This window comes from Ferrimonas senticii DSM 18821 (assembly GCF_000422665.1).
In the GTDB taxonomy this organism is placed as follows: domain Bacteria; phylum Pseudomonadota; class Gammaproteobacteria; order Enterobacterales; family Shewanellaceae; genus Ferrimonas; species Ferrimonas senticii.
The window spans coordinates 161,490-182,420 of sequence record NZ_AUGM01000001.1 but is presented as its reverse complement, the minus strand read 5'-3'; the positions used below and the strand labels follow the sequence as shown (position 1 = coordinate 182,420).

Here is a 20,931-nt window from a genome sequence, read left to right as displayed (position 1 = left end):
CGCAGCAGACTAAGTTAGGTGTCACTTAATTAATAAGTCCCTTAGCGTGCAGATCAGCAAACAGCAGTTGCACCACTACCGAGCACTTAGCTAGGTCGCTGCTATCCAGCCATGCCATCTCGGCAATTTCCGCAGCGCAGGTTAGCTCACCACTAAAATCGGCCTGATAAGCACTGACTTTAACCAAGGTTCCTACTGGCTTGCCGTCAGCCTGAGCGCTGAATTGTCCATAAGCGCGCACAGACTCCGGCAACAGCTTAACCTGCAACTCTTCCTCAATTTCCCGCAGCAGCGCCTGCTGATCAGTTTCCCCCGCTTCACGTTTACCGCCGGGAACGTAATACATCTGCTTGCCATGGGAGCGCACGCACAACACTTTACCGTCTTTGATATGCAGCCAAGCTAATTTATCAATATGATTTGCCACGATGATCTCCTTAAAAAATGCGCCAGCACCTTACTCGCTTGTGGCCAGTGACACCAGTGTTGCTATCACCACTGTCGGTTGATTTGGCGCAAGATCACGGCGCGCTAATTGTGGTGACATAAGTTGAATTCATTCTGAACCCAACGGTTCAGCGACAGCCGCTCGCGGCGCTAGGAGGCAACATGAGTCACTATCAAAAGGTATTGCTTGCAGTCGATTTTCACCCCGACAACGACGCCGTTATCGCAAAGGGGCACGAGCTTGCCGATAAGTTTGGCGCGGAACTGCATCTGCTGCATGTGATGGAGCCGATTGGCGCCGAATACACCGTCGAAGGATTGGGGTTTGCTGATCAGATCCTGACCATGGATAAACGGATGCACGAGCACTATCAAGGCAAGCTACAGCAGATGGCGGATTCACTGCGAGTTGGCACTGAACAGCAACACTTGGTCGATGGTCATGCCTCGGTAGAGATCACCAAACTGGCGAAAGCGCTAAAGGTCGACCTGATCGTACTTGGTACCCACGGGCAATCCGGTCTGCGGTTGCTGCTTGGCAGCACCGCCAATTCGGTATTGCATCACGCCCATTGTGATGTGCTGTCGGTGCGTCTAAAAGGCTAGTTTTTTCAAATAGGTGCCAACTAATAACTAGGGCGTGTTGACGTTTGGAGTTCAGAATTTGGTCGAGGATAGCGGCTGTCAATCGAGGATTGCGATTGAAGGCATAGTGGCTCTACGTCGAAATCGTATGACGAAGAGTGATAGCTGCTAGTCCGACCCTGTAAGGCGCCCCTCAGTGATCTCTGAACAGCAAGATTAACCGACCAAGAGCAAATTGCTGTCAAAAGTAACCAACAATGGGCGCAAAAATATACAACAAAGGTCAACACGCCCTAAAAAGGCCAAGTGCACTGCACTTGGCCTTAATTGCTTTATTGGTCGCCTAAACCGTCAACAAACTCCAGTTCCAGCTCAATGCAGGGCTCATGAGATTGCAGCCACAAGCTCAAGCCGCGACGCCAAGCGGCACTGTCGACGAACGCCTTACCCAACAAACTGTGGCGGATGCTCTCTACCGCACTGACGATCGGCAGCTCAATCTCATAAAATCCGGCTTCGCCGTCATCCCATTCGCAGTGATGGCTGATGATCCCGCAGGCGGCGTTAACCACCCCAGGCTCTTGCAAGGGGCTGGCGACCTCCTCTGGATGTAACGCCCAAGCAGCGGCGTGCCACAGTTCAGTCCAAATCGCCTCTAAACGGTCGCTGATGGAGACATCCCCCATATGTTGGCGATGCGCTGGCCCGGATTCGAGCTGTTTAACGTCACTGCTATTGCTAACAAAACATTGTGACCAATCGTGGGCGGCAATCTCATCCAGTAACGGTTCGTAGACCAATTGACACCACTGATCACGCCAATCGGACAGATCGGGCATCGCAATTGGGCTAACCTCGGCACCGATCTGATGCCGCTCTACCGCCAGTTCTGCGCGGATCGCCGCCAACTGCTGACGCCACTGATTGTGCATTGCGGCTCGTTCATCACTGTGGGGCAGCACCAAATGGGCGCAGCGCCACAGCTGCCAACTGTGCTCGCTTAGCCACTCTAACCACAACGCTTGCGCACGCGCAGCTTGGGTAGCAGTGCTGATCTCCAGTTCCGCTTCCAACAGCGACACCGCCGCCCAACGTTGGGCTTCACCGCATTGCACAAACATCTGTTTCAGTTGCTGCAGTACCTGTGGGTAGGATAATCCGTCGAGAAGCGATGCCACGTCCGGCAACGTCAATTGAGGGTGGCATTCAGCAATGCGGCCGTGTTCGATCCGCAGTTCTAGCTGGCCACGAGATGGTGTCATTGGCTGGCTCATGCCCTTCCTCCTTGCATGCGATTGGCGCTTTAGTCACAACCAAAACGTTCGCAGTGGCATTCCGCCCTAGCCTCTGGCAGCAGCGGACTCACCCAACGAATCACTTTGCTGACCAAGCACTGAATTGAGTACAGCGACGTTCGCTAATACTTAGCCAACTGTAGAGCAACCCTGACCATCAGAACCTTGTTTTAGATCGCAGCTGTGATTGTTAACGCCGATGAATTTAATAAGATGCGAGGACTCTCACCCTTGACCACCAGCACTGGGCTCAGATCCAACTTTTTTCCCTAAATGAATCACACAAATTGACAGCAGCAACAAACCTAGGCAGGGAGCCACTCAACCCAAACTGAATAACATTCGGCAAATTAGCGATCTGGGGCACAATTTCGACACAATTGAACATGGCTTCACAGGCGTTGGCGGTTACACTCGCTGCAACTTAAGTACGGTGTTTCGTTATGTCTTTAGAACAACTACAACAAGCTGCATTAGCGCAGATCTGTAACCCAAACCTAACCCAAGGGCAGAAGCAATTGGCACTGGCACAATTGCTGGAAGCGGCGATGCCAAAGCCGAACTTTAGCGCCGAGGTGGAGCAAGCCTTTGCTGATGGCATCTTGCATGACATGCACGAAAGCCCAACCCCATTTAAGCCACGCTACGTGCTGCCAGATTACGCCGTGGCAATGAAGCAAGGCAGTGAATTCCTAGAATTGGCGCCACCAACCAATTTGGATGAAGCGATCAACTTCCTGTCGATCCTGTACCAAAACGTGCCATCAGTGACCACCTACCCGGTGTTCTTGGGCCACCTGGATCAGCTGCTGGAGCCGTTTGTTACTGCCGAGCACAGCGACGAAGAGTTAGAGCAGAAGATCCGTCTATTCTGGCAATACCTTGATCGCACCCTGCCGGACTCCTTCGTGCACGCCAACTTAGGGCCAATGGATAGCCGTATCGGCCGCACCATTTTGAAAGTGGATGCCAGCCTAAAGCAGTCCGTACCAAACCTGACTTTCCGCTTCAGTTTGGAAGAGACCCCAGAAGAGTTGCTGCAGGTGCTGGTGAACAACATCATCGAATGCAACAAGCCACACATCGTTAACCACGATCTGGTTAAGCACGACTTCAATAACGACGTCTGCAGCGACTACGGCGTAGTAAGTTGCTACAACTCGCTGCCACTGGGCGGCGGCAGCCACACCCTGCTGCGTCTGAACCTGATGAACAGCTTTAAGTTGTGTGATGGCACCGTCGCGGATTACCTCAACAACACCGTACCGCAGTGCGCCAAGCTGATGGACGATGGCATGCGCCACCGCATTCGTTACTTAGTGGAAGAGTCCAAGTTCTACGACAGCTATTTCCTGTGTAAGGAAGGGGTGGTATCGCTCGAGAAATTCTCAGCGATGTTCGGGATCTACGGTCTGGCGGAATTGGTAAACCAACTGATGGACGCCCAAGGCAAATCTGGCCGTTACGGTCTCGATCAGGAAGCCACCGATCTGGGCGAGCAGATCATCGCCGCCTACCGCGCTCAGGTAGACAACATCGAGATGATCTACTGCATCGGCAATAAACCGGTATTCCACAGCCAATCCGGGATCTCCTCCGACGCCGAAGAGACCGCAGGCACTCGTATCCCAGTAGGTACCGAGCCAGACACCGTATCTCACATCAAGAGCTTGGCACCGCTGCATAAGTACTTCGATGGCGGCGTATCTGACATCTTCCCGCTGGAGCCAACCGTACGCTCCAACCCAGAAGCACTAACCCGTCTGGTTAAAGGCGGGTTCAAACTGGGTCTGCGCATATTTACCGCCAACCTGTCGGACGTGGATCTGATCCGCATCACCGGCTTTATGGTGCGTCGCTCGGATATCGAGAAACAGCGCCAACAGGCGGAGCGTCACAACTCCACCGTGCTGGGTACCGAAGCGGTTGATGTGGTGAAGATTTTGGATCGCCAGTTCCGCACCGTCAGCCACGAACAGCACCCATCGGCGCTGTGGTAACACAACAGTGGTAATGCAATTTACCGCGCTGAAGCCATTGGTGCCGCTGGCCACTGCAGCGGCGCCAGGCAACCGCTTAGGCAAAGTAAAGCTGGGGCCAATCGGCCACATCAGCCGTTTGCTGCCATTTAGCGTGGTTGATGGTCCCGGCAGTCGTTTGGTGTTGTTTATGCAGGGCTGCAATATGAATTGCGGCAACTGTCATAACCCACAAACCATTGGCCAGTGTAACAACTGCCACGACTGCCAAAGCCACTGCCCGGCCAACGCCATTCGCTTTGTCGATAATCAGCGTCAGTGCGATCTGCGGGCCTGCCAAAGCTGTGATACCTGCGTGCAGCAATGCCCCCGTGGCGGTAATCCAACCGCCCAGTACCAGAGCGTCAGCCAAGTTGTTAACGAGATCGCTGCGCAAGCGCTGCTGCTCGATGGCATCACCTACTCCGGTGGTGAAGCCAGCTTGCAAGCGCCGTTTTTGGCCGAACTGTCGAAACAGTTGGCGGTGCATCCGGATACCAGCCATCTGACCCGATTGCTGGACTCTAACGGTCTGGTTAACGACAAGCGTTGGCAGTTGCTGCTGCCACACATCGATGGCGTGATGCTGGATATCAAAGCCTTTGATGATGACACCCATCGTTACCTGACCGGCCGCAGCAATAAGTTGGTGTTGGCCAGTGCCGAAATGCTGGCTCAGGCCAACAAACTGGCTGAGTTGCGTTGGTTGGTGATTGAAGGAGTCAACGACTCTGAGGCCGAAATCGCGGCGATGATTGCGTTGTATCAGCGACTGCCAAACTTGCCGGTGCTGCGACTAAATCGCTTCCACCATCATGGCATCCGGGGCGAGTTTGCCGCCAAGCATCCAGCAACCTCAGCGGCACGGATTGATGCCATTGAGGCGCAACTGAATCAGGCAGGAGTGCCAACCAAGGTGATCCGCGTCGATTAATCGAATCGGCTTTGTCCGTGTAACTGAACCGTCATTGATCTAGATGCCGCCCCCGTAAGGTTGCGGCATTTTTTGTTAATCAATTTGCTGTTTGCACGCTAATCTGTTGGTCAACATCGGTTATTTTGTTACTTCCCATGGGGGTTTATGACTACCTCAGCCAACAAGGTGTTGCTATTGATGGCACACCCAACCAACCATCGCTCCGAGATCAACGCGCCGATGTTTCAAATCGCGCAAAAAATCACCGGCATTACTGCTGTCGATCTCTATCACGAGTACCCGCGCTTTAACATCGACATCGACCGTGAACAGCAGCGCTTGCTTGAACACGACACCATTCTGTTTCAATTCCCGCTGTACTGGTATTCCACCCCAGCGATTTTAAAAGAGTGGCAAGATTTGGTGCTGGAATATGGCTTTGCCTACGGCCGCGATGGCACCGCCCTGCACGGCAAACGCTTCGGCTTGGTGCTAACCGCCGGCGGCAAAGCCGATGCCTACCACGCCGAAGGCTATAACCACTTCACCATTGACGAGCTAATGCGGCCACTGGAGCAGATGGCGCGGATGACCGGCATGGAATTTCTGCCCCCATTTGCCCTGTTTGGCGCCCGCACCGCCCGTGATGATGGTGGCCTAACACAGCACTTGGTGGATTGGCAGGTGCACTTAAATCAACTGGTTGGAGGCGCATAATGACCGGCTATCTTCTGCAAGCCTTTATCTATCTGTTGGCGGCAGTGATCGCCGTACCGCTGGCTAAGCGCTTAGGCCTCGGTTCGGTGCTCGGCTACCTCATCGCCGGGGTGGTGATCGGTCCGGTCGTCGGCTTAGTCGGCGATGAAACCGTCACCATTCAGCACTTTGCCGAATTTGGGGTGGTGATGATGCTGTTTCTGGTGGGGCTGGAGTTGGAACCGAAGATGCTGTGGCAGATGCGTAACCGTCTGCTAGGCCTCGGCGGCCTGCAAGTGGGCTTAACCGCCGCCGCGGTCGGCGGCATCACCTACCTGTTGAATCAACCCTGGCAAGTGGCGGTAACTATCGGTCTGCTGCTGTCGCTCTCCTCCACCGCGATTGTACTGCAAACCTTTAATGAGAAAGGCTTAACCCGCACCGAGGGCGGCCAAAACGCGTTTTCGGTATTGCTGATGCAAGACATCGCGGTGATCCCGATGCTAGCCGCTATTCCACTGCTGGCCATTCCAGAATTGGTCGAGGCGGCATCGACCTTACAAGCCAGCGCCGAACATCACCCAGAGCTCAGCTTGGTGGCCGATCTACCAACCTGGGGCTACGCCTTGGCAATCGTCGGCGCTATTGCGGTGGTGATTGTTGGCGGTCACGTGTTAACGCGCCCACTGATGCGCTACGTCGCCGCATCGGGACTGCGTGAGATCCTTACTGCCACCGCGCTGTTGATGGTGATTGGCATCGCCGCGCTGATGTCGCTGGTGGGGTTATCCCCTGCTCTTGGCACCTTCCTCGCTGGTGTGGTGCTGGCCAACAGTGAATTTCGCCATGAACTGGAATCGAGCATCGATCCCTTTAAAGGCTTACTGCTGGGGCTGTTCTTTATCACCGTTGGCGCCGGCATTAAGTTTGAGATCCTGTTCGACCAATTTGGCTTAATCATCGCCATCACCCTCGGCTTGATGCTGCTTAAAGGGTTGGTACTGGCGCTGTTAGCGGTGATCTTCCGGATTAAACGGGCCGATCGCTGGCTGTTTGCGCTATCGCTGGCACAAGCCGGTGAATTTGGTTTCGTGCTGCTGTCGTTCTCTAGCCAAAACCACGTATTACCAGCGGATCTGGTGGAAACCTTAAGTTTGGTAGTGGCACTGTCGATGTTCCTTACCCCAGCGTTATTTATCCTGTTTGATAAGGTGATTCTGCCGCGTTATCAGAAGCAGAGTAACGATCGCGAAGCCGACACCATCGATACCCAAGGACCGGTGATCATCGCCGGCATTGGCCGCTTCGGCCAGATCGTTAATCGTATGCTGGTGACCAACGACATCCCCACCGTGGTGCTGGATCACCAAGCGGATCAGATTGATCTACTCCGGCAGATCAACATCAAGGCGTATTACGGCGACGCCACCCGACCGGAGCTGCTGCACACCGCCGGCATCGACAACGCCAAGCTGCTGGTCGTCGCCATTGACGATCAAGAAGCGGCGATCACCTTGGTTAAGCACGTTCGTCACGCCCATCCGCATGTGCGGATCTTGGCCCGCGCGTACGATCGCGGCCATGCCTACCGCCTGCGCCAAGCGGGCGCGCACACCATCATCAAAGAGACGCTTTGCAGCGCGCTTGAGCTTGGTGCCAGCGCCATGCGCGAACTGGGTAATCACCCTTATCAAGTTGAGCGCAAACTGGCGACCTTCAAAAAGATCGAACGGCAAGGCTCGGATCAACTGTACGCCGCCTGGTTGGATGACAGCAGCGGCGAGCGCTTTGATAATAACTACCGCAAGCTGTTTATCGAAGTAGAGGACCAACTCCGACAGGCGATGGGCACCGATCAATACAACCAAGAAACCAGCACCGAACGGGCGTGGACGCCGCCACCTAAAGGCTACGCCGACAAGTTCTAGATAGAGAAAGAACCCAAAACAAAGGGCGCTGGTTACAGCGCCCTTTACTTGTTGTTGGTTCTATTCTTTGACCGGAGTGATATCGGCTAGCACCGTCTGGTTGGCGCCCATGCCGCCAAGCAGATACCAGCGACCAGCGACATCAACCGCACCACGCAGATCCATCACTGCACGATTCATCTTCAGCGGCTCAAGCCATTGATTCGCGCCAACGTCAAAACGGGCGATTCGCGCCGACGCTGCCGATGGCTGGCCGTTATAACCGATACCATCGTAGTTGTAGGGGTTATCACTGCCACCGATAAACCACAACTGTTGCCCTTGGTGGCCCGCCACCGCCGCCATCCGATAGTGGCTATTGCCATCGGGGTGTGGCAGCACACGCCAATCAATGCGGTTGGGGTTATCGACATCAATCTCACCGCGATAACAGGCAGCTTCGTCGCTGAACTTGCGGCGCTTGTCGGCAAAGTAATCCACCTTCACCCCATCACAGACAACCATGGAATGGCCGCTGAGTGCACCAGCCGCGCCAAACACCGGCTTACCGGGAAATGGGCTGGCCTGTGACCACTGGTCGCGATGGCTGTCATACAGTTGCACCAAGTTAACATTGCCGTCGTTATGCCAACCGGAGATCAGATAGATGTAGCGATTTTGGTAGGCGATGGCGACCGCATCATCCACCGGTACTGGCATCGGCGCCAACCGTTGATATTGCTGAGTCCGCGGCTGGTAACGATAAACATCCGGCAGCGACACCTCACTATGATCGGCCTCAACCGTATAGCCGCCAAACAGATAGGCGTATTGGCCAACGCCTACGGCGACCGATGCCAGTCGCCCTTGGCGCGAGTCCGGCAGTGGCGGCAAGCGCTGCCATTGGTTATCGCCCAGCTTTAAGCCAAAGCCTCGTGCGTGCACATCCTGGTAACCTTTACCGCTACCTAGCCCATTAAAACTCAGCAGATATTGCTGATCGTCTACCCTCACCGTGGCAACCGCATTATTGGCTACCGGCTCTGGCAACGGCGGCAGTGACGTCGCCATCGTTGGCAGCGCTACGGCCACCGCTAACATTGAAATCCGTTTCATATAGTTATCCTTATGTTGGGGTTATTTCGCGACCGGCAATCGCCGTTGTAGCGAGGTTGGCATTTGCTTTACCAGCAGTGCCCGCAAGCGGTGCCAACCGATCGACAAGGCCACCAAACCAAGCCCCAACACCAAACCGGTGACGGTAACCCCTTGGCCGATAAAACCGCGATCGTCCAGCAAGGTCGCCAGCGCCGAAATCACATACACCAATGCCGATACCAACATCGCCCGTCGATCAATCAGCAATGACACCACCGCCAATGCCATGTACACCAACAAGATCGCCACCGATTGGCCGATGCCAATGTCGATATCAAAGGCACCACAGGCGTAGAAAATCGGATGCACAATCAATGGTGAGGCGATCAAATGCAGCCAAAACGCCACATCCGAGCGATAGTTACGACGCTCGCGATCGCTAAAGTCCCACCATAGTGCCCAAGCGAACAAGCCTAAACCGGTCACCAAGCAGATCACATTGAGAGAGAAAATCGCTTCTGGGAACGCCGCCAATAAACTGGTTGCCACCCCGACAACCAACGCTAAGGCGCCAACCGCAACGGTCACTGGCACTTTAAAGGTGCGCCAATGGATAAAGGCCGCCAGCGCCGCCGCAATGCCCGCCGGTACTGCCCGATCCGCCGGACTTAGCATCACCATCAGCTCTTCAACCGAGCTGTAAACGCCCCAAACAAAGGCCACCAGCAACGCAATCGCCGGTAGCGCCATCTTTTTGCGCAGCACAAAAAACAGCGCCAACAGCCACGCCGCGATGGCGGTCGCCGCCCCCGATAGTCCAGCAACCCAGCCGTCGGCCAGTGACGCAATACCGGTCAGCAAAATCACGCAGGCGATCACCACAAAGATGTCGTTAAAGCCGGTCACTAGCTTAAAGTGTTCACCATCAACATGGCTGCTGTGATGGCGTTGTTGCCAAAATTGGCGCAGCGCTTCAGCGCTTTGCTGGCTGATCACCTCGGCTTTCACCGCGGCGTCTAAATCATCGTCGCTATACATCGAACATTCCTAAATTTGATTCGGTGGCACACTACCATCATCACTAGTTGGTTGCATTTACTTGGCCAAAGTTCACCAAAACCTAGCCCGAAGCCACACTAGACTGCTTGCAAATTAGTCAGTTAGCTAACCTTTAACGGTGCTTTCACTTGGCCTTTGGTACACTTTGGCGAAAGTTTCTGCAAATGAGCGCACCGATGACAAACAAAATTGTGTGGGCGGTGATCTTCACCGTGGTAATGCTGTGGTCTGGCTACCATCCCAAAGACCAGTTCACCTGGTTTTTAGAGGTACTGCCAGCGATGATCGGAGCGGTAATTCTGCTGCTGACCATCAACCGCTACCCATTAACGCCCTTGTTGTATCAATTGATTTTACTGCACTGCGTGATTTTGATGATCGGCGGTCACTATACCTATGCCGAGGTGCCACTGTTTGATTACTTTAAAGAGTGGTTTGGCTTTGAGCGCAACAACTACGACAAAGTAGGCCATCTGGCCCAAGGCTTTATTCCGGTAATGATTGCCCGCGAAATCTTTATCCGAAATCAGGTAATTAACGGTGCCGCTTGGCGTAACTTCCTCGCCGTCAGTTTCTGTCTGGCCTTTAGTGCCTTCTATGAATTGATTGAATGGTGGGTGGCCGCGGCCACCGGCGAAGATGCCGAGGCATTCCTCGGAACCCAAGGCTACGTTTGGGACACTCAATCGGACATGATGTTAGCGCTGATTGGCGCCATCTTAGGCTTATTGCTGTTGAGCCGCCGCCACGACCGGCAACTGGCATCACTGAGCTAACCGATGATAAGGCGACCATAAGGTCGCCTTGTTTCTCTATGCTCAACGGTCAACGACTGGCACCACGAGTCACCCAATGGGCAGCGCAGTTAATCAGCAGCGCCCACAAGCCGCAGTTAACCAGCAACAGTAACCATTCAAAGCTGTTCGGTAGGTGCGTCGACGCCCACGGGGTCCACAACCATCGCGTTGGCCAAGTTAACAACCCAACGACTGCGTCACAGCCCCACTGCAACCAAGAAAACTGGGGCTGTGCTGATTCAAATTGCGCCATGCCGATGCTAAAACTGATGATGCTTGCCACCAGCAGCAATGCCAGAATTAGCAGCGTCAGTAACGTTAGTCGCAACAACTTCATCGGCGCCCTAGCCTCCAAAATGCGCGATTGCGCTCACTGCCAGCACCAACGTCAAGGCGCCAATAAGCGATAGCGCCAGATCGGCGGCAACGCTGCTATGGTGGAGATCCCTTAGTGGCCGTCGTGGGTAGCGGCCAAACGTTAGCAACCGCACCAGCCCCCAACCGATGCAGTAACAGACGGTGTCGAATATCACTTCAATCACCAGGTAACCTAAATAGCGTCCGATGGTCCTTATCAGCTTTAGTAATCCTGCGCCGATTACCTCTTCCATTGCGTCTCCTTTCGACTCCAATAACAGCAACTAATCATGGTGTTACGACGGTTAGCAACCGTGATTTGTAAGTTGATTTTGCGCGAAAGCAGCGAAGATGTGTCAAAACTGACATAGTTCTAGACCGTAGCTGTCGATAAACTTAACCAAAGCTAGACCACAACACTGTCGGGCAAATATACTGTCGAGCCTGTTTTAACTTAGGAAAACCCAGTGGACCCCAACCCCGATCGAATGTGTAGCTTGTTGACCTCTTTCTCCCAACTACGAGGCGGCTACCATGATTGAACCCCTCCTGACACTTCTTTTAGGCCTGTCGATCATTCTGGCAATTATCGCCGCTAACGGTTATTTCGTTGCCCAAGAATTCGCCTATATGGCGGTCGATCGCGCCCGCTTAGCTGCTCTGGCTGACAGCGGTGACAAAGCCGCCCAACGGGCACTCGCCGTTACCAAACGCACCAGCTTTATGCTCTCTGGCGCCCAGCTCGGGATCACCGTAACCGGTCTGGTACTGGGTTTCGTTGCTGAACCACTGGTGGGTAAAGCGATGGGCGAACTGCTGCAAAACTTCGGCTTTACCTTAGAAGCTGGTACCGCTATCGGTACCATCGTCACGCTGGTATTCGCGATGTTGGTGCAGATGGTCTTTGGTGAGCTTTATCCAAAGAACTTGGCCATCGCCAACTCCGAACCGATGGCGCGTCTGTTGGCTCGTTCGACCTTGATCTACATGTCGGTGTTTGGCTGGATCATCAGCTTCTTCGACAAAGCCGCTAACCTGCTGTTGCGGGCAGTGCGCATTGAGCCGGTCCACGATCTGGACGTCAGCGCTTCAGAAGAAGATCTGCACCACATCATCGCCAACTCCCGCGACAGCGGCGACATCCCAGTAGAGCTGTCGCTGATCATGGATCGGATCCTCGACTTCCCAGAGCGCGACGTCGAACACGCGATGGTGCCACGTTCACAGGTGGATTGGGTTGAACCAGAAACCACCCTGACTGATCTGCTGGCGCAGATGGCCAAAGCCCACACCCGCTACCCAGTAGTGAACGATGACGATGCCCCAGTTGGCGTAGTGCATCTGGCTGACGTACTGGCGCGCATGGAAGATGGCAATCACGATGGCACCGTTGCTTCGGTAATGCGTCCGGCCACGGTACTGCCGACTCTAATGCGCCTGCCGGAGGCATTAAAGCAGTTAGAAACCTCCACCGGTCAACTCGCCTGTGTTATCGACGAATACGGCGGCTTCGCTGGGGTACTGTCGATTGAAGATCTGGCGATGGAAATTGTTGGCGAAATCACCGATGAACACGACGCCGATCAAGGCGACGCGGTCACCTTTGAAGGCAACAACACCTGGTTAATGGACGGCGACGTTCACTTGGACGAAGTTACTCGCGCCATCGATTACGATCTGCCGGAAGGCGACGTTGAAACCATCGCCGGTCTGCTTATCGCCGAACTTGGCGCCCTGCCTGCCGAAGGCGATACCGTAACCATCACTCTGCCAATCGACCCATCTGAGCTGGCCGCTGGCGAGCCAATGCTGCGTCAACTTGAGGTAAACGTTTTGCGCATCGAGCGCCATGTACCAACCGAGGTACGCGTTAAACTGCTGGAGCAACCAATGCCGGAGGGTGAACAATGAACGATCCAATCATCGTCACCTTAGTGACCATCGCCCTGATTGTCCTCAGTGGTTTCTTTGTGATCATTGAGTTCGCCCTACTGGGTGCTCGCCGTCACCGCTTGGAAGAGCTGGCGCTGGAAAGTGCCTCGGCTCGCGCCGCCCTGCGTGGCATGAACGATCTGACCATGATGTTGGCCGGTGCCCAATTGGGGATCACCTTCTGTACCTTTGCCTTGGGTGCCATTACCAAACCGGCGGTCGATCAATTCTTAGGTCCGGTGCTGCTGGGCATGGGGCTACCAGAGTGGCTGGCTGACGGTGCTGCCTTCGGTTTGGCGCTGTTCATCGTAACCTTCCTGCACTTGGTGGTCGGTGAGATGGCGCCAAAATCGTGGGCGATTGCACACCCTGAACGCTCTGCATTGGCGATCGGCATTTCAGCGCGCGCCTTTGTCTGGCCGCTGCGACCGCTGCTGAACGGCGTAAACCACGTGGCCAACCGACTGGTACGCGCGTCAGGCGTCGAACCGGTCGACAGTGCCGCTGTGGGTGGTCGCGACATCAACACCATTCGTCAGTTGGTAGAGCATTCAGGCCAAACCGGTACGCTTAACACCGAGACCCAACGCCAGCTCTCTGGCCTGATCGATCTCAGCTCGATCCCAGTGGAATCGCTGGTCACTGAAGATCAGGTGATGGCCCACGTCGACAAAAACGCCACCGTCGCCGAAGTTCGCGCCAAAGCGATGGCATCCGGTCACATGCGGATTCTGGTGTCTGGTAAGAAAGGTCTTAAGCCACTGGTGGTACACGTACGTGACACCCTGCTGGAGCCAGCCGAGCGCCCAGCGCAAGAGATCGCCCGCAAAGCCTTTGTGCTTAACGCTAATACTCCAGTGTATGAAGCGATGGCACGGATGCGCGAAGCCAGCGTGCAGCTGGCAGTGGTACGCAAAAACGGGCAGATGATCGGCATCGTGACCTTGGCCGATATCCTCAAACGGGTATTGCCAAGCAGCGTTAAAGCGGCAACCGCAAGCTAACCGCTGACGCAAATACCGCTTAATCCTCACAAGCACGGCCTCGGCCGTGCTTTTTTATTTCCTTACAAAACTTCCTTACAAAACAATGCCCTTCAAACCACTTCCGGCTGTGATTTTATTTGAGGCAACAATTTACATGCCGTAGGTTAGCGACAACTCGATGAACAACAGGAACAAAGGAATGAAAAAGCTGTTGAAAATAGTTGGTGGCTCACTGCTGACGGTTACCGTCGCCGCCGGCGGATTTGCCGCCCACGAATGGTACGCCGATAAACCGGTATTTTTACGCTCGCTGCTGGATCGCGAACTGATTAAAGTCGGCATGCAAAGTCCAGAAACCCTCACCTCCTTGGGCTTTCTCGAATCCCTCGGCATTAAAGGCCATAACGCCGAACTGGATGATGCCAGCCCAGAGTCCGCCGATAAGCTCTATCAGCAAATTCGCGATCTGAAATACTCGCTGAGCTTGTATGACAATCTGCCGGTCGATCAGCAGCTCAGTGCCGATGTGACTAACTACCTGCTGGATTACGCCCTCGAAACCGAAGCGCTGCGCTACCACAACTACCCAGTTAACCAACTGTTCGGCCTGCAAAATGGTTATCCGACCTTTATGGATGCCCAGCACTTGGTCACCGACGCAGAGGACGCTGACAACTACAACGCCCGTCTGCAAGCGGTAAAAACCAAGTTTACCCAAGCGTTGCAAGGGCTGACCCTGCGCGAACAGAAAGGGATCATCCCGCCGCGGTTTGTGATCGACCGAGTGCTGGATGAGATGACCGCCTTCGTTGCCACACCAGCCAGCGACAACATCCTCTACACCTCGTTGGCGACCAAACTGGCGGATACCGAACTGACCGAGGCTGAGCAACAGCAGCAGTTGGCCACCGCCGCCAGCAACATCGAGCAATGGGTCTATCCAGCCTATCAACTGCTGATCGACTATTTCACTGAATTAGCGCCGAAAGCGGGCAACGATGATGGCTTCTGGCACCTACCTAACGGCGAGGCCGCCTACGCCGCATCTTTGAAACTGTTCACCACCACCGATTACACCCCAGACCAAATCCATCAACTGGGCTTAAGCGAAGTGGCACGATTACAGGCCGAGATGATGCAGATCTTGGCCGCCGAGGGCATCGATATTGAGCCGGGCTTTACCGCCGCGATGGCAGAGTTAGCCGCCGATCCCAAACATTACTACCCCGACACCGATGAAGGTCGCGCCCAGATCTTGGCCGACTATCAGGCGATCATCGATGAGATCGACGCTGGCATCGACAGCGCCTTTAACATTCGCCCCAAAGCCACCGTCGAAGTGCTGCGTATTCCTGAATTCAAAGAAAAAACCGCCCCCGGCGCCTACTACCAACAACCGGCGCTCGATGGCTCGCGCCCCGGCCGTTTCTACGCCAATCTGTGGGACATTAAAGCCACTCCGAAATACGGCATGCGCACCCTCGCCTACCACGAAGCGGTGCCCGGCCATCACTTCCAAGTTGCCATCAGCATGGAACTGGAAGGACTGCCGTTCATTCGCAAGATGTCGCCATTTACCGCTTACGTCGAAGGCTGGGCGCTGTACGCCGAACAAGTAGCGTGGGAGATGGGCTTTCAATCTGAGCCACTGGATAACCTCGGTCGCTTAGGTGGCGAGCTATTTCGGGCGGTACGATTGGTGGTCGACACCGGTATCCACCACAAACGTTGGACTCGCGAACAAGCGATTGAGTACATGGCCGCCAACACCGGCATGGCCCAATCCGACGTGGTCTCTGAGATCGAGCGTTACATCGTCATGCCCGGCCAAGCCACCGCTTACAAAGTGGGGATGATTAAGATCTTAGAACTGCGCGAGCGCAGCCAGCAGGCACTGGGCGATGACTTCGATCTGGCCGAGTTCCATGATGTAATCTTAAAAGACGGCGCGCTACCACTGTCGCTGTTGGAGCGTAATGTCGAACGCTATATCGCCGGCAAGAATCAACTGGCCGCCAAAAGTTAAGACGCGATATAACCAGCGCAACAAGCACAAAAAACGGCACCCAGGTTGGGTGCCGTTTTTGCTATTCGTCACTTGTTCGCGCTTACTCGCCGTTTTGCTGCTGGTACGCCTGCAAGGTGTTACGCAGCAAACAAGCGATGGTCATTGGCCCGACGCCGCCCGGTACTGGGGTAATAGCGCTGGCGATCGGCGCCACCGAGGCGAAATCAACATCGCCCACCAGTTTGAACTTGCCGTCGCGCTCGATGCGGTTGATACCAACATCCAATACTACTGCGCCTGGCTTAACCCAATCGGCGTTGACCATCTCAGGGCGGCCAACCGCCACAATCAGAATGTCCGCTTGGCGGCACAGCACTTCAATGTCGTTCGAGCGTGAATGCACCATGGTCACGGTGCAGTGCTGTTGCAGTGCCAACAGCGCCGCTGGCTTACCGACGATGTTAGAGCGCCCGACCACCACCACATGTTTACCGGCAAGATCCAGCTCAAGGTGTTTCAGCATCAGCAAACAGCCCAGCGGCGTGCACGGGATAAACGCCTCGTCGGAACCCGCCAGCAGCAAGCCCATGTTGTGTGGGTGGAAACCGTCAACGTCTTTGCTGGCATCGATGGCGTTGATCACCGCTTGCGGATCGATCTGCGCTGGCAGCGGCAACTGCACCAAAATGCCGTGGACGCTGGCATCTTGGTTTAGCTCGTCGATCACTTGCAGCAGCTCAGCTTGGCTGGTGCTCGCGTCCATTTTGCGCTCAATGCTGACAATCCCCGCCGCCTCGCATTGCAGCAACTTATTGCGCACATACACTTGGCTGGCTGGATCTTCCCCCACCAACACCACCGCCAAACACGGCGCTGCTTGGCCTTGCGCGGTCAAGGCGCTGACCTCTTGCTTAATCTGCAGCAGCAGTTGTTGAGATAGGGCTTTGCCGTCGATCAGTTGCGCGCTCATCACTGTTTCCTGTTCGTTTCTGTTGTTCTAAAGGAATTTCGCGCCACAGAGTAACAAAGCGCGTATCAAAGTAGGCAATTAAATTCGCCAGCAGCGCCGCAACGGCCATCCTCTTATCGCTATTACCGCGAGTGATATAAGCCAAGATTATCAAGCCAATGGCGAAACAGTTTTGCCCATTACAACGGCTGTTATCGGCGCACAACAGCCCATCAATGGAAGACAACTATGGTAGTCTTGCTAGCTTCGGCGTTTGCGTGTTGAATGCGCTTGTTGGCGCTTGAACGAACGCCCCGCAAAGGAAATTTATGTCTCTTTATCTGCAACTTGGGTGGTTTTTCCGCCGCCACAAGTTTACCTACCTATTGGCCATCGCCATGCTGATTGCGGTGGCACTGTTGGAACTGTCGGTGCCCTATCTGGTGGGGCAAACCCTCGACGGTCTGCTAGCAACCGATCTCGAACATTGGGATAAGACCAATCTGTACCTGCTGGCGGGAATTGGCTTGGCGCTGTATCTGCTGCGCTTTGGTTGGCGGATGGTGCTGTTTAGCGCCTCTTACCGCCTTGGCAGCCACCTGCGTAATCACTTTTTTACCCGCTTGACCAAGCAAGGGCAGGCGTTTTTCAGCCAACACAGCACCGGCGATCTGATGGCACAGGCCACCAACGACGTTGATGCAGTCGAGATGGCCGCCGGCGAAGGCATTTTGGCCGGTTTCGATGGCCTGCTGATCTTTATACTGATCCTAACCATGATGCTGTCGGTGATTGACTGGCGCTTGACCTTGGTGGCGCTGATCCCATTCCCGTTTATGGCTTACAGCTTCTATCGGATCTCCAACACCCTGCACCACCACTTTAAAGATTCGCTGGATAAGTTCTCAAAACTGAACGAAACCACCCAGCAAGCGATTGCCGGCATTCGTTTGGTTAAAGCGATGGGCCGCGAGCAGGTGGAAAGCCGCGCTTTTGGCAAGATCACTGACACTACCGCCCACAGCAACTTTTTGGTGGCTCGCAGCGAAGCGATGTACGACCCTGCGGTATTCCTAAGCTTAAGCGCCGCCACCGCGCTGACCTTGGGCTTTGGCAGCTACTTGATCATTAACGATCAACTTTCCATCGGTCAGCTGACCAGCTTCACCATGTATTTGGGGCAGTTGATCTGGCCGATGTTTGCCTTCGGCTGGGTGCTGAACATCATCGAACGGGGCAGCGCCGCCAACAACCGCTTAACCAAACTGATGTCACGGCCGGATTCGGTCGCCGACAACGGCAGCGCTGAGCGTCAGGGCAGCAACTTAGCGCTGGATAACGTCAGCTTTAGCTACCCAGAGGATAACCACCCAAGCCTTGAGCAGATCAGCATCGACCTGCCTGCCGGCAAAACCTTGGCGATCGCCGGGCCGACCGGTTCAGGGAAAACCACCCTGCTGAAACTGCTGCTACGGCAATACGACACCGCGGGCATCACCCTTGATGGCACCCCACTGGCGGATTACCAGCTGCAGCAACTGCGCAGCGCCTACGCCTTGGTACCGCAAGATCCGTTTTTGTTCTCCGCCAGCATTCGCGACAACATCGCCCTTGGCCGTCCCGATGCCAGCTTTGAACAAATTTGCGAAGCCGCCCGTCTGGCCGCAGTCGATCAAGACATTCTGCGCTTTCCGCAAGGCTACGACACCGAAGTGGGCGAACGCGGCGTCACCCTATCAGGTGGGCAACGCCAGCGGATCGCCATCGCTCGGGCGCTGCTGATGGATGCGCCGATTTTGCTGCTGGACGATTCGCTGTCGGCGGTCGACACCAGCACCGAACAGCAGATCCTTAACCACCTGCGCAGCCGCGACAGCCAGCAAAGCCGGATCATCATCGGCCACCGCCTGTCGTCACTAATGGACGCCGACGAGATCATCGTCTTAAACCATGGTCACGTCGCCGAGCGCGGCAGCCACCAACAACTGATTAAGCAAGACGGTTGGTACGCCCGCATGTGGCAATACCAGCAGATGGAGGCGCAGCTGCATGACCACTGATACCGAGCAACGGGGCACCAACGCGCAGGCCAAAAGCGCCGAGCAATCGAGCCAGCGCAGCACCTTCCAACTGCTGTTTAGCTACGTGTTGGCCGACAAGCCGCTGCTGTATAAATCGCTGGCGCTGTTGGTGCTGGCGACCATTGGTGATGTCGCCGGGCCCATGCTGGCCAAGGTGTTCATCGATGATTACCTGCTGGCGGGCAACCTTGATCCACAACCATTGGCGCTGCTGCTGATCGCCTACTTAGTGCTTCAAGTGAGTTCGGCGGCACTGCGCTACATGCAGGCGCTCAGCTTCACCAAGATGGCCCTATCGGCAGTACAAGACATTCGCCGACGGGTGTTTGAACGGGTGGTGCGCCTGCCGATGAGCTACTTCGATCACGCTAGAACTGGCCAATTGGTTAGCCGCATCACCAACGACACCGAAGCGATCAAAGACTTGTACGTGCAGTTTTTGTCGAACGTGCTGGGCAACGTGTTGCTACTGATCGGCATCTTGATTGCGATGGCGATCCTCGACATCAAGCTGATGCTGATTGCGCTGGGGCTGATCCCAGCGGTACTGCTGATCATCTACCTGTATCAAAAGATCAGCGGCAAGGTGGTGGCCGAAAGCCGCGCCCTGCGCTCGGACATCAACGCCAACTTGGCCGAGTCCATCGGCGGCATGACGGTACTGCAAGCCACCAACCAGCAGCCGCGTTTCGGTGCCAAGTTTGCCGCACTGAATGACAGCTACTATCTGGCGCGGATGAAAACCATCAAAGCCTCAGGACTGCTGCTACGTCCGGCGATCTCGTTTATGAGCGTGATGGTCACGGTATTGCTGCTGTATGTGTTTGGTGAGCAGGTGATCAGCGGCGTTGCCGAAATTGGCGTGCTGTACGCGTTCTTAAACTACATGGGGCGCTTCACCGAGCCACTGGCGGAGATCACCCAGCGCTTTAACCTCTATCAACAGGCGATGGCCGCCGGTGATCGAGTCGCGACCTTGCTGGATGAACCGCAGCAGCACTACGGCGAAAAACATCAGCAGATGCTGGATGGCAGCATCAAGGTCAACCAGCTGAGCTTTGCCTACGGCGAGGGCGCACCGGTACTGAAAAACCTGAATCTAACGGTGCCTGACGGCGGCTTCTACGCCATCGTCGGTCATACCGGCTCGGGCAAAAGTACCCTGCTGAGTCTGCTGCTGGATTTCTATCCGGTCGCCGAAGGACAACTGCGCATCGGTGGCCACGACATCAACCACTACAACCAGCAAGCGCTGCGCGATGGCATCGGCCTGATCCCGCAAGAACCGTTTATCTTGGCCAGCTCGGTATTTGACAACATCGACATGGGCCGTGGCTTGAGCCAAGCGCAGGTGGAACAGGCCGCCAAAGCCGCCGACCTGCACCACACCATCGAACGCTTAAGCGAAGGCTATCAAACCAACCTTGGCGAAGGCGGTATGCGCTTATCCACCGGCCAACGCCAGCAGTTAGTGATTGCTCGCGCCTTGGCGGCGCAGCCGAAAATCCTGCTGCTGGATGAAGCCACCGCCAACGTCGATTCGGAAACCGAACAGGTGGTGCAACAAGCGCTGGATAAGCTGCGCGGCAACATCACCATCATCGCCGTGGCCCACCGGTTAAGTACCATCAGCCACGCCGACGAGATTGTGCTGCTAAGCCACGGTCAGATCAGCGAACGCGGCAGCCACCAGCAACTGATGGCGATTGCCGATGGCACCTACCGCGCCATGTATCAGTTGCAACAGCAAGCGGCGCGGGTCGAACAAGCCGAGCAGTCGGCGTAACTTTCCGTATCACG

General features: G+C 55.2%; 19 protein-coding genes. 11 read left to right on the top strand and 8 right to left on the bottom strand.

All coding sequences use genetic code 11. From position 1 onward, the window contains the following. Positions 1 to 25 precede the first annotated feature (25 nt). Positions 26 to 427, bottom strand: a complete 402-nt coding sequence (locus tag G506_RS0100855) for an NUDIX hydrolase (RefSeq protein ID WP_205619445.1) — start codon at positions 425 to 427, stop codon at positions 26 to 28. 182 nt (positions 428 to 609) lie between these two features. Here G506_RS0100855 and G506_RS0100845 point away from each other — a divergent pair, with 182 nt between their 5' ends. Continuing rightward, positions 610 to 1,053, top strand: coding sequence for a universal stress protein (locus G506_RS0100845; RefSeq protein WP_028115222.1), 444 nt, complete (start codon positions 610 to 612; stop codon positions 1,051 to 1,053). A 311-nt stretch (positions 1,054 to 1,364) separates the two neighbouring features. Here the strand turns inward: G506_RS0100845 and G506_RS0100840 are convergent, their stop codons facing one another. Continuing rightward, on the bottom strand, positions 1,365 to 2,306 hold the full coding sequence (locus tag G506_RS0100840) for a hypothetical protein (protein ID WP_028115221.1): 942 nt from the start codon (positions 2,304 to 2,306) through the stop codon (positions 1,365 to 1,367). A 464-nt stretch (positions 2,307 to 2,770) separates the two neighbouring features. Between G506_RS0100840 and G506_RS0100835 the strand changes: the two genes are divergently transcribed. The 4 genes from G506_RS0100835 (at position 2,771) to G506_RS0100820 (ending at position 7,885) form a co-directional block, all read left to right on the top strand. Next, positions 2,771 to 4,327: a YjjI family glycine radical enzyme gene (locus tag G506_RS0100835; RefSeq protein WP_028115220.1), complete on the top strand. Its 1,557-nt coding sequence runs from the start codon at positions 2,771 to 2,773 to the stop codon at positions 4,325 to 4,327. 13 nt (positions 4,328 to 4,340) lie between these two features. After that, positions 4,341 to 5,279, top strand: a complete 939-nt coding sequence (locus G506_RS0100830) for a YjjW family glycine radical enzyme activase (RefSeq protein WP_051201788.1) — start codon at positions 4,341 to 4,343, stop codon at positions 5,277 to 5,279. A 147-nt stretch (positions 5,280 to 5,426) separates the two neighbouring features. Then, on the top strand, positions 5,427 to 5,978 hold the full coding sequence (locus G506_RS18350) for an NAD(P)H-dependent oxidoreductase (protein ID WP_051201787.1): 552 nt from the start codon (positions 5,427 to 5,429) through the stop codon (positions 5,976 to 5,978). Further along, complete coding sequence (locus G506_RS0100820; protein WP_028115218.1) at positions 5,978 to 7,885, top strand: monovalent cation:proton antiporter-2 (CPA2) family protein; 1,908 nt, start codon at positions 5,978 to 5,980, stop codon at positions 7,883 to 7,885. The genes G506_RS18350 and G506_RS0100820 overlap by 1 nt, the downstream gene beginning before the upstream one ends. Positions 7,886 to 7,945: 60 nt before the next feature. Here the strand turns inward: G506_RS0100820 and G506_RS0100815 are convergent, their stop codons facing one another. Both G506_RS0100815 and G506_RS0100810 read right to left on the bottom strand, forming a co-directional pair. Continuing rightward, entirely contained in the window at positions 7,946 to 8,980 is a 1,035-nt protein-coding gene (locus G506_RS0100815; protein WP_240473366.1) for a Kelch repeat-containing protein, read from the bottom strand. A 21-nt stretch (positions 8,981 to 9,001) separates the two neighbouring features. Next, positions 9,002 to 10,000 carry a hypothetical protein gene (locus G506_RS0100810; protein ID WP_028115216.1) on the bottom strand — a complete coding sequence of 333 codons (999 nt, stop codon included), beginning with the start codon at positions 9,998 to 10,000 and terminating at the stop codon, positions 9,002 to 9,004. Positions 10,001 to 10,197: 197 nt separating this feature from the next. On the opposite strand from G506_RS0100810, the gene G506_RS0100805 reads away from it, so the two are divergent. After that, positions 10,198 to 10,797, top strand: coding sequence for a DUF2238 domain-containing protein (locus tag G506_RS0100805; RefSeq protein ID WP_028115215.1), 600 nt, complete (start codon positions 10,198 to 10,200; stop codon positions 10,795 to 10,797). A 49-nt stretch (positions 10,798 to 10,846) separates the two neighbouring features. Here the strand turns inward: G506_RS0100805 and G506_RS0100800 are convergent, their stop codons facing one another. Further along, positions 10,847 to 11,155, bottom strand: coding sequence for a hypothetical protein (locus tag G506_RS0100800; RefSeq protein ID WP_028115214.1), 309 nt, complete (start codon positions 11,153 to 11,155; stop codon positions 10,847 to 10,849). Between the two features lie 7 nt (positions 11,156 to 11,162). Next, positions 11,163 to 11,429 (bottom strand): hypothetical protein, encoded by a 267-nt coding sequence (locus G506_RS18345; protein WP_035386867.1) that lies wholly within the window; start codon positions 11,427 to 11,429, stop codon positions 11,163 to 11,165. A gap of 280 nt (positions 11,430 to 11,709) precedes the next feature. Here G506_RS18345 and G506_RS0100790 point away from each other — a divergent pair, with 280 nt between their 5' ends. The 3 genes from G506_RS0100790 (at position 11,710) to G506_RS0100780 (ending at position 16,119) form a co-directional block, all read left to right on the top strand. Then, entirely contained in the window at positions 11,710 to 13,086 is a 1,377-nt protein-coding gene (locus G506_RS0100790) for a hemolysin family protein (protein ID WP_028115213.1), read from the top strand. Next, the gene (locus tag G506_RS0100785) at positions 13,083 to 14,111 is read left to right on the top strand and encodes a hemolysin family protein (RefSeq protein WP_028115212.1); all 1,029 of its coding nucleotides are present in this window, start codon (positions 13,083 to 13,085) and stop codon (positions 14,109 to 14,111) included. Before G506_RS0100790 ends, G506_RS0100785 begins: the two co-directional genes overlap by 4 nt. A 181-nt stretch (positions 14,112 to 14,292) precedes the next feature. Then, positions 14,293 to 16,119 carry a DUF885 domain-containing protein gene (locus tag G506_RS0100780; protein ID WP_028115211.1) on the top strand — a complete coding sequence of 609 codons (1,827 nt, stop codon included), beginning with the start codon at positions 14,293 to 14,295 and terminating at the stop codon, positions 16,117 to 16,119. An 82-nt stretch (positions 16,120 to 16,201) separates the two neighbouring features. On the opposite strand, the gene folD is transcribed toward G506_RS0100780, so the two are convergent. Together folD and G506_RS20810 are read right to left on the bottom strand one after the other, a co-directional pair. Beyond that, positions 16,202 to 17,071: a bifunctional methylenetetrahydrofolate dehydrogenase/methenyltetrahydrofolate cyclohydrolase FolD gene (folD, locus tag G506_RS0100775; RefSeq protein WP_028115210.1), complete on the bottom strand. Its 870-nt coding sequence runs from the start codon at positions 17,069 to 17,071 to the stop codon at positions 16,202 to 16,204. Continuing rightward, entirely contained in the window at positions 17,013 to 17,297 is a 285-nt protein-coding gene (locus G506_RS20810) for a hypothetical protein (protein WP_156904748.1), read from the bottom strand. Before G506_RS20810 ends, folD begins: the two co-directional genes overlap by 59 nt. Before the next feature lie 82 nt (positions 17,298 to 17,379). Here G506_RS20810 and G506_RS0100765 point away from each other — a divergent pair, with 82 nt between their 5' ends. Further along, entirely contained in the window at positions 17,380 to 19,110 is a 1,731-nt protein-coding gene (locus G506_RS0100765; RefSeq protein WP_028115209.1) for an ABC transporter transmembrane domain-containing protein, read from the top strand. Continuing rightward, positions 19,100 to 20,917 (top strand): ABC transporter ATP-binding protein, encoded by a 1,818-nt coding sequence (locus G506_RS18340; RefSeq protein WP_084631046.1) that lies wholly within the window; start codon positions 19,100 to 19,102, stop codon positions 20,915 to 20,917. Before G506_RS0100765 ends, G506_RS18340 begins: the two co-directional genes overlap by 11 nt. Positions 20,918 to 20,931 lie beyond the last annotated feature (14 nt).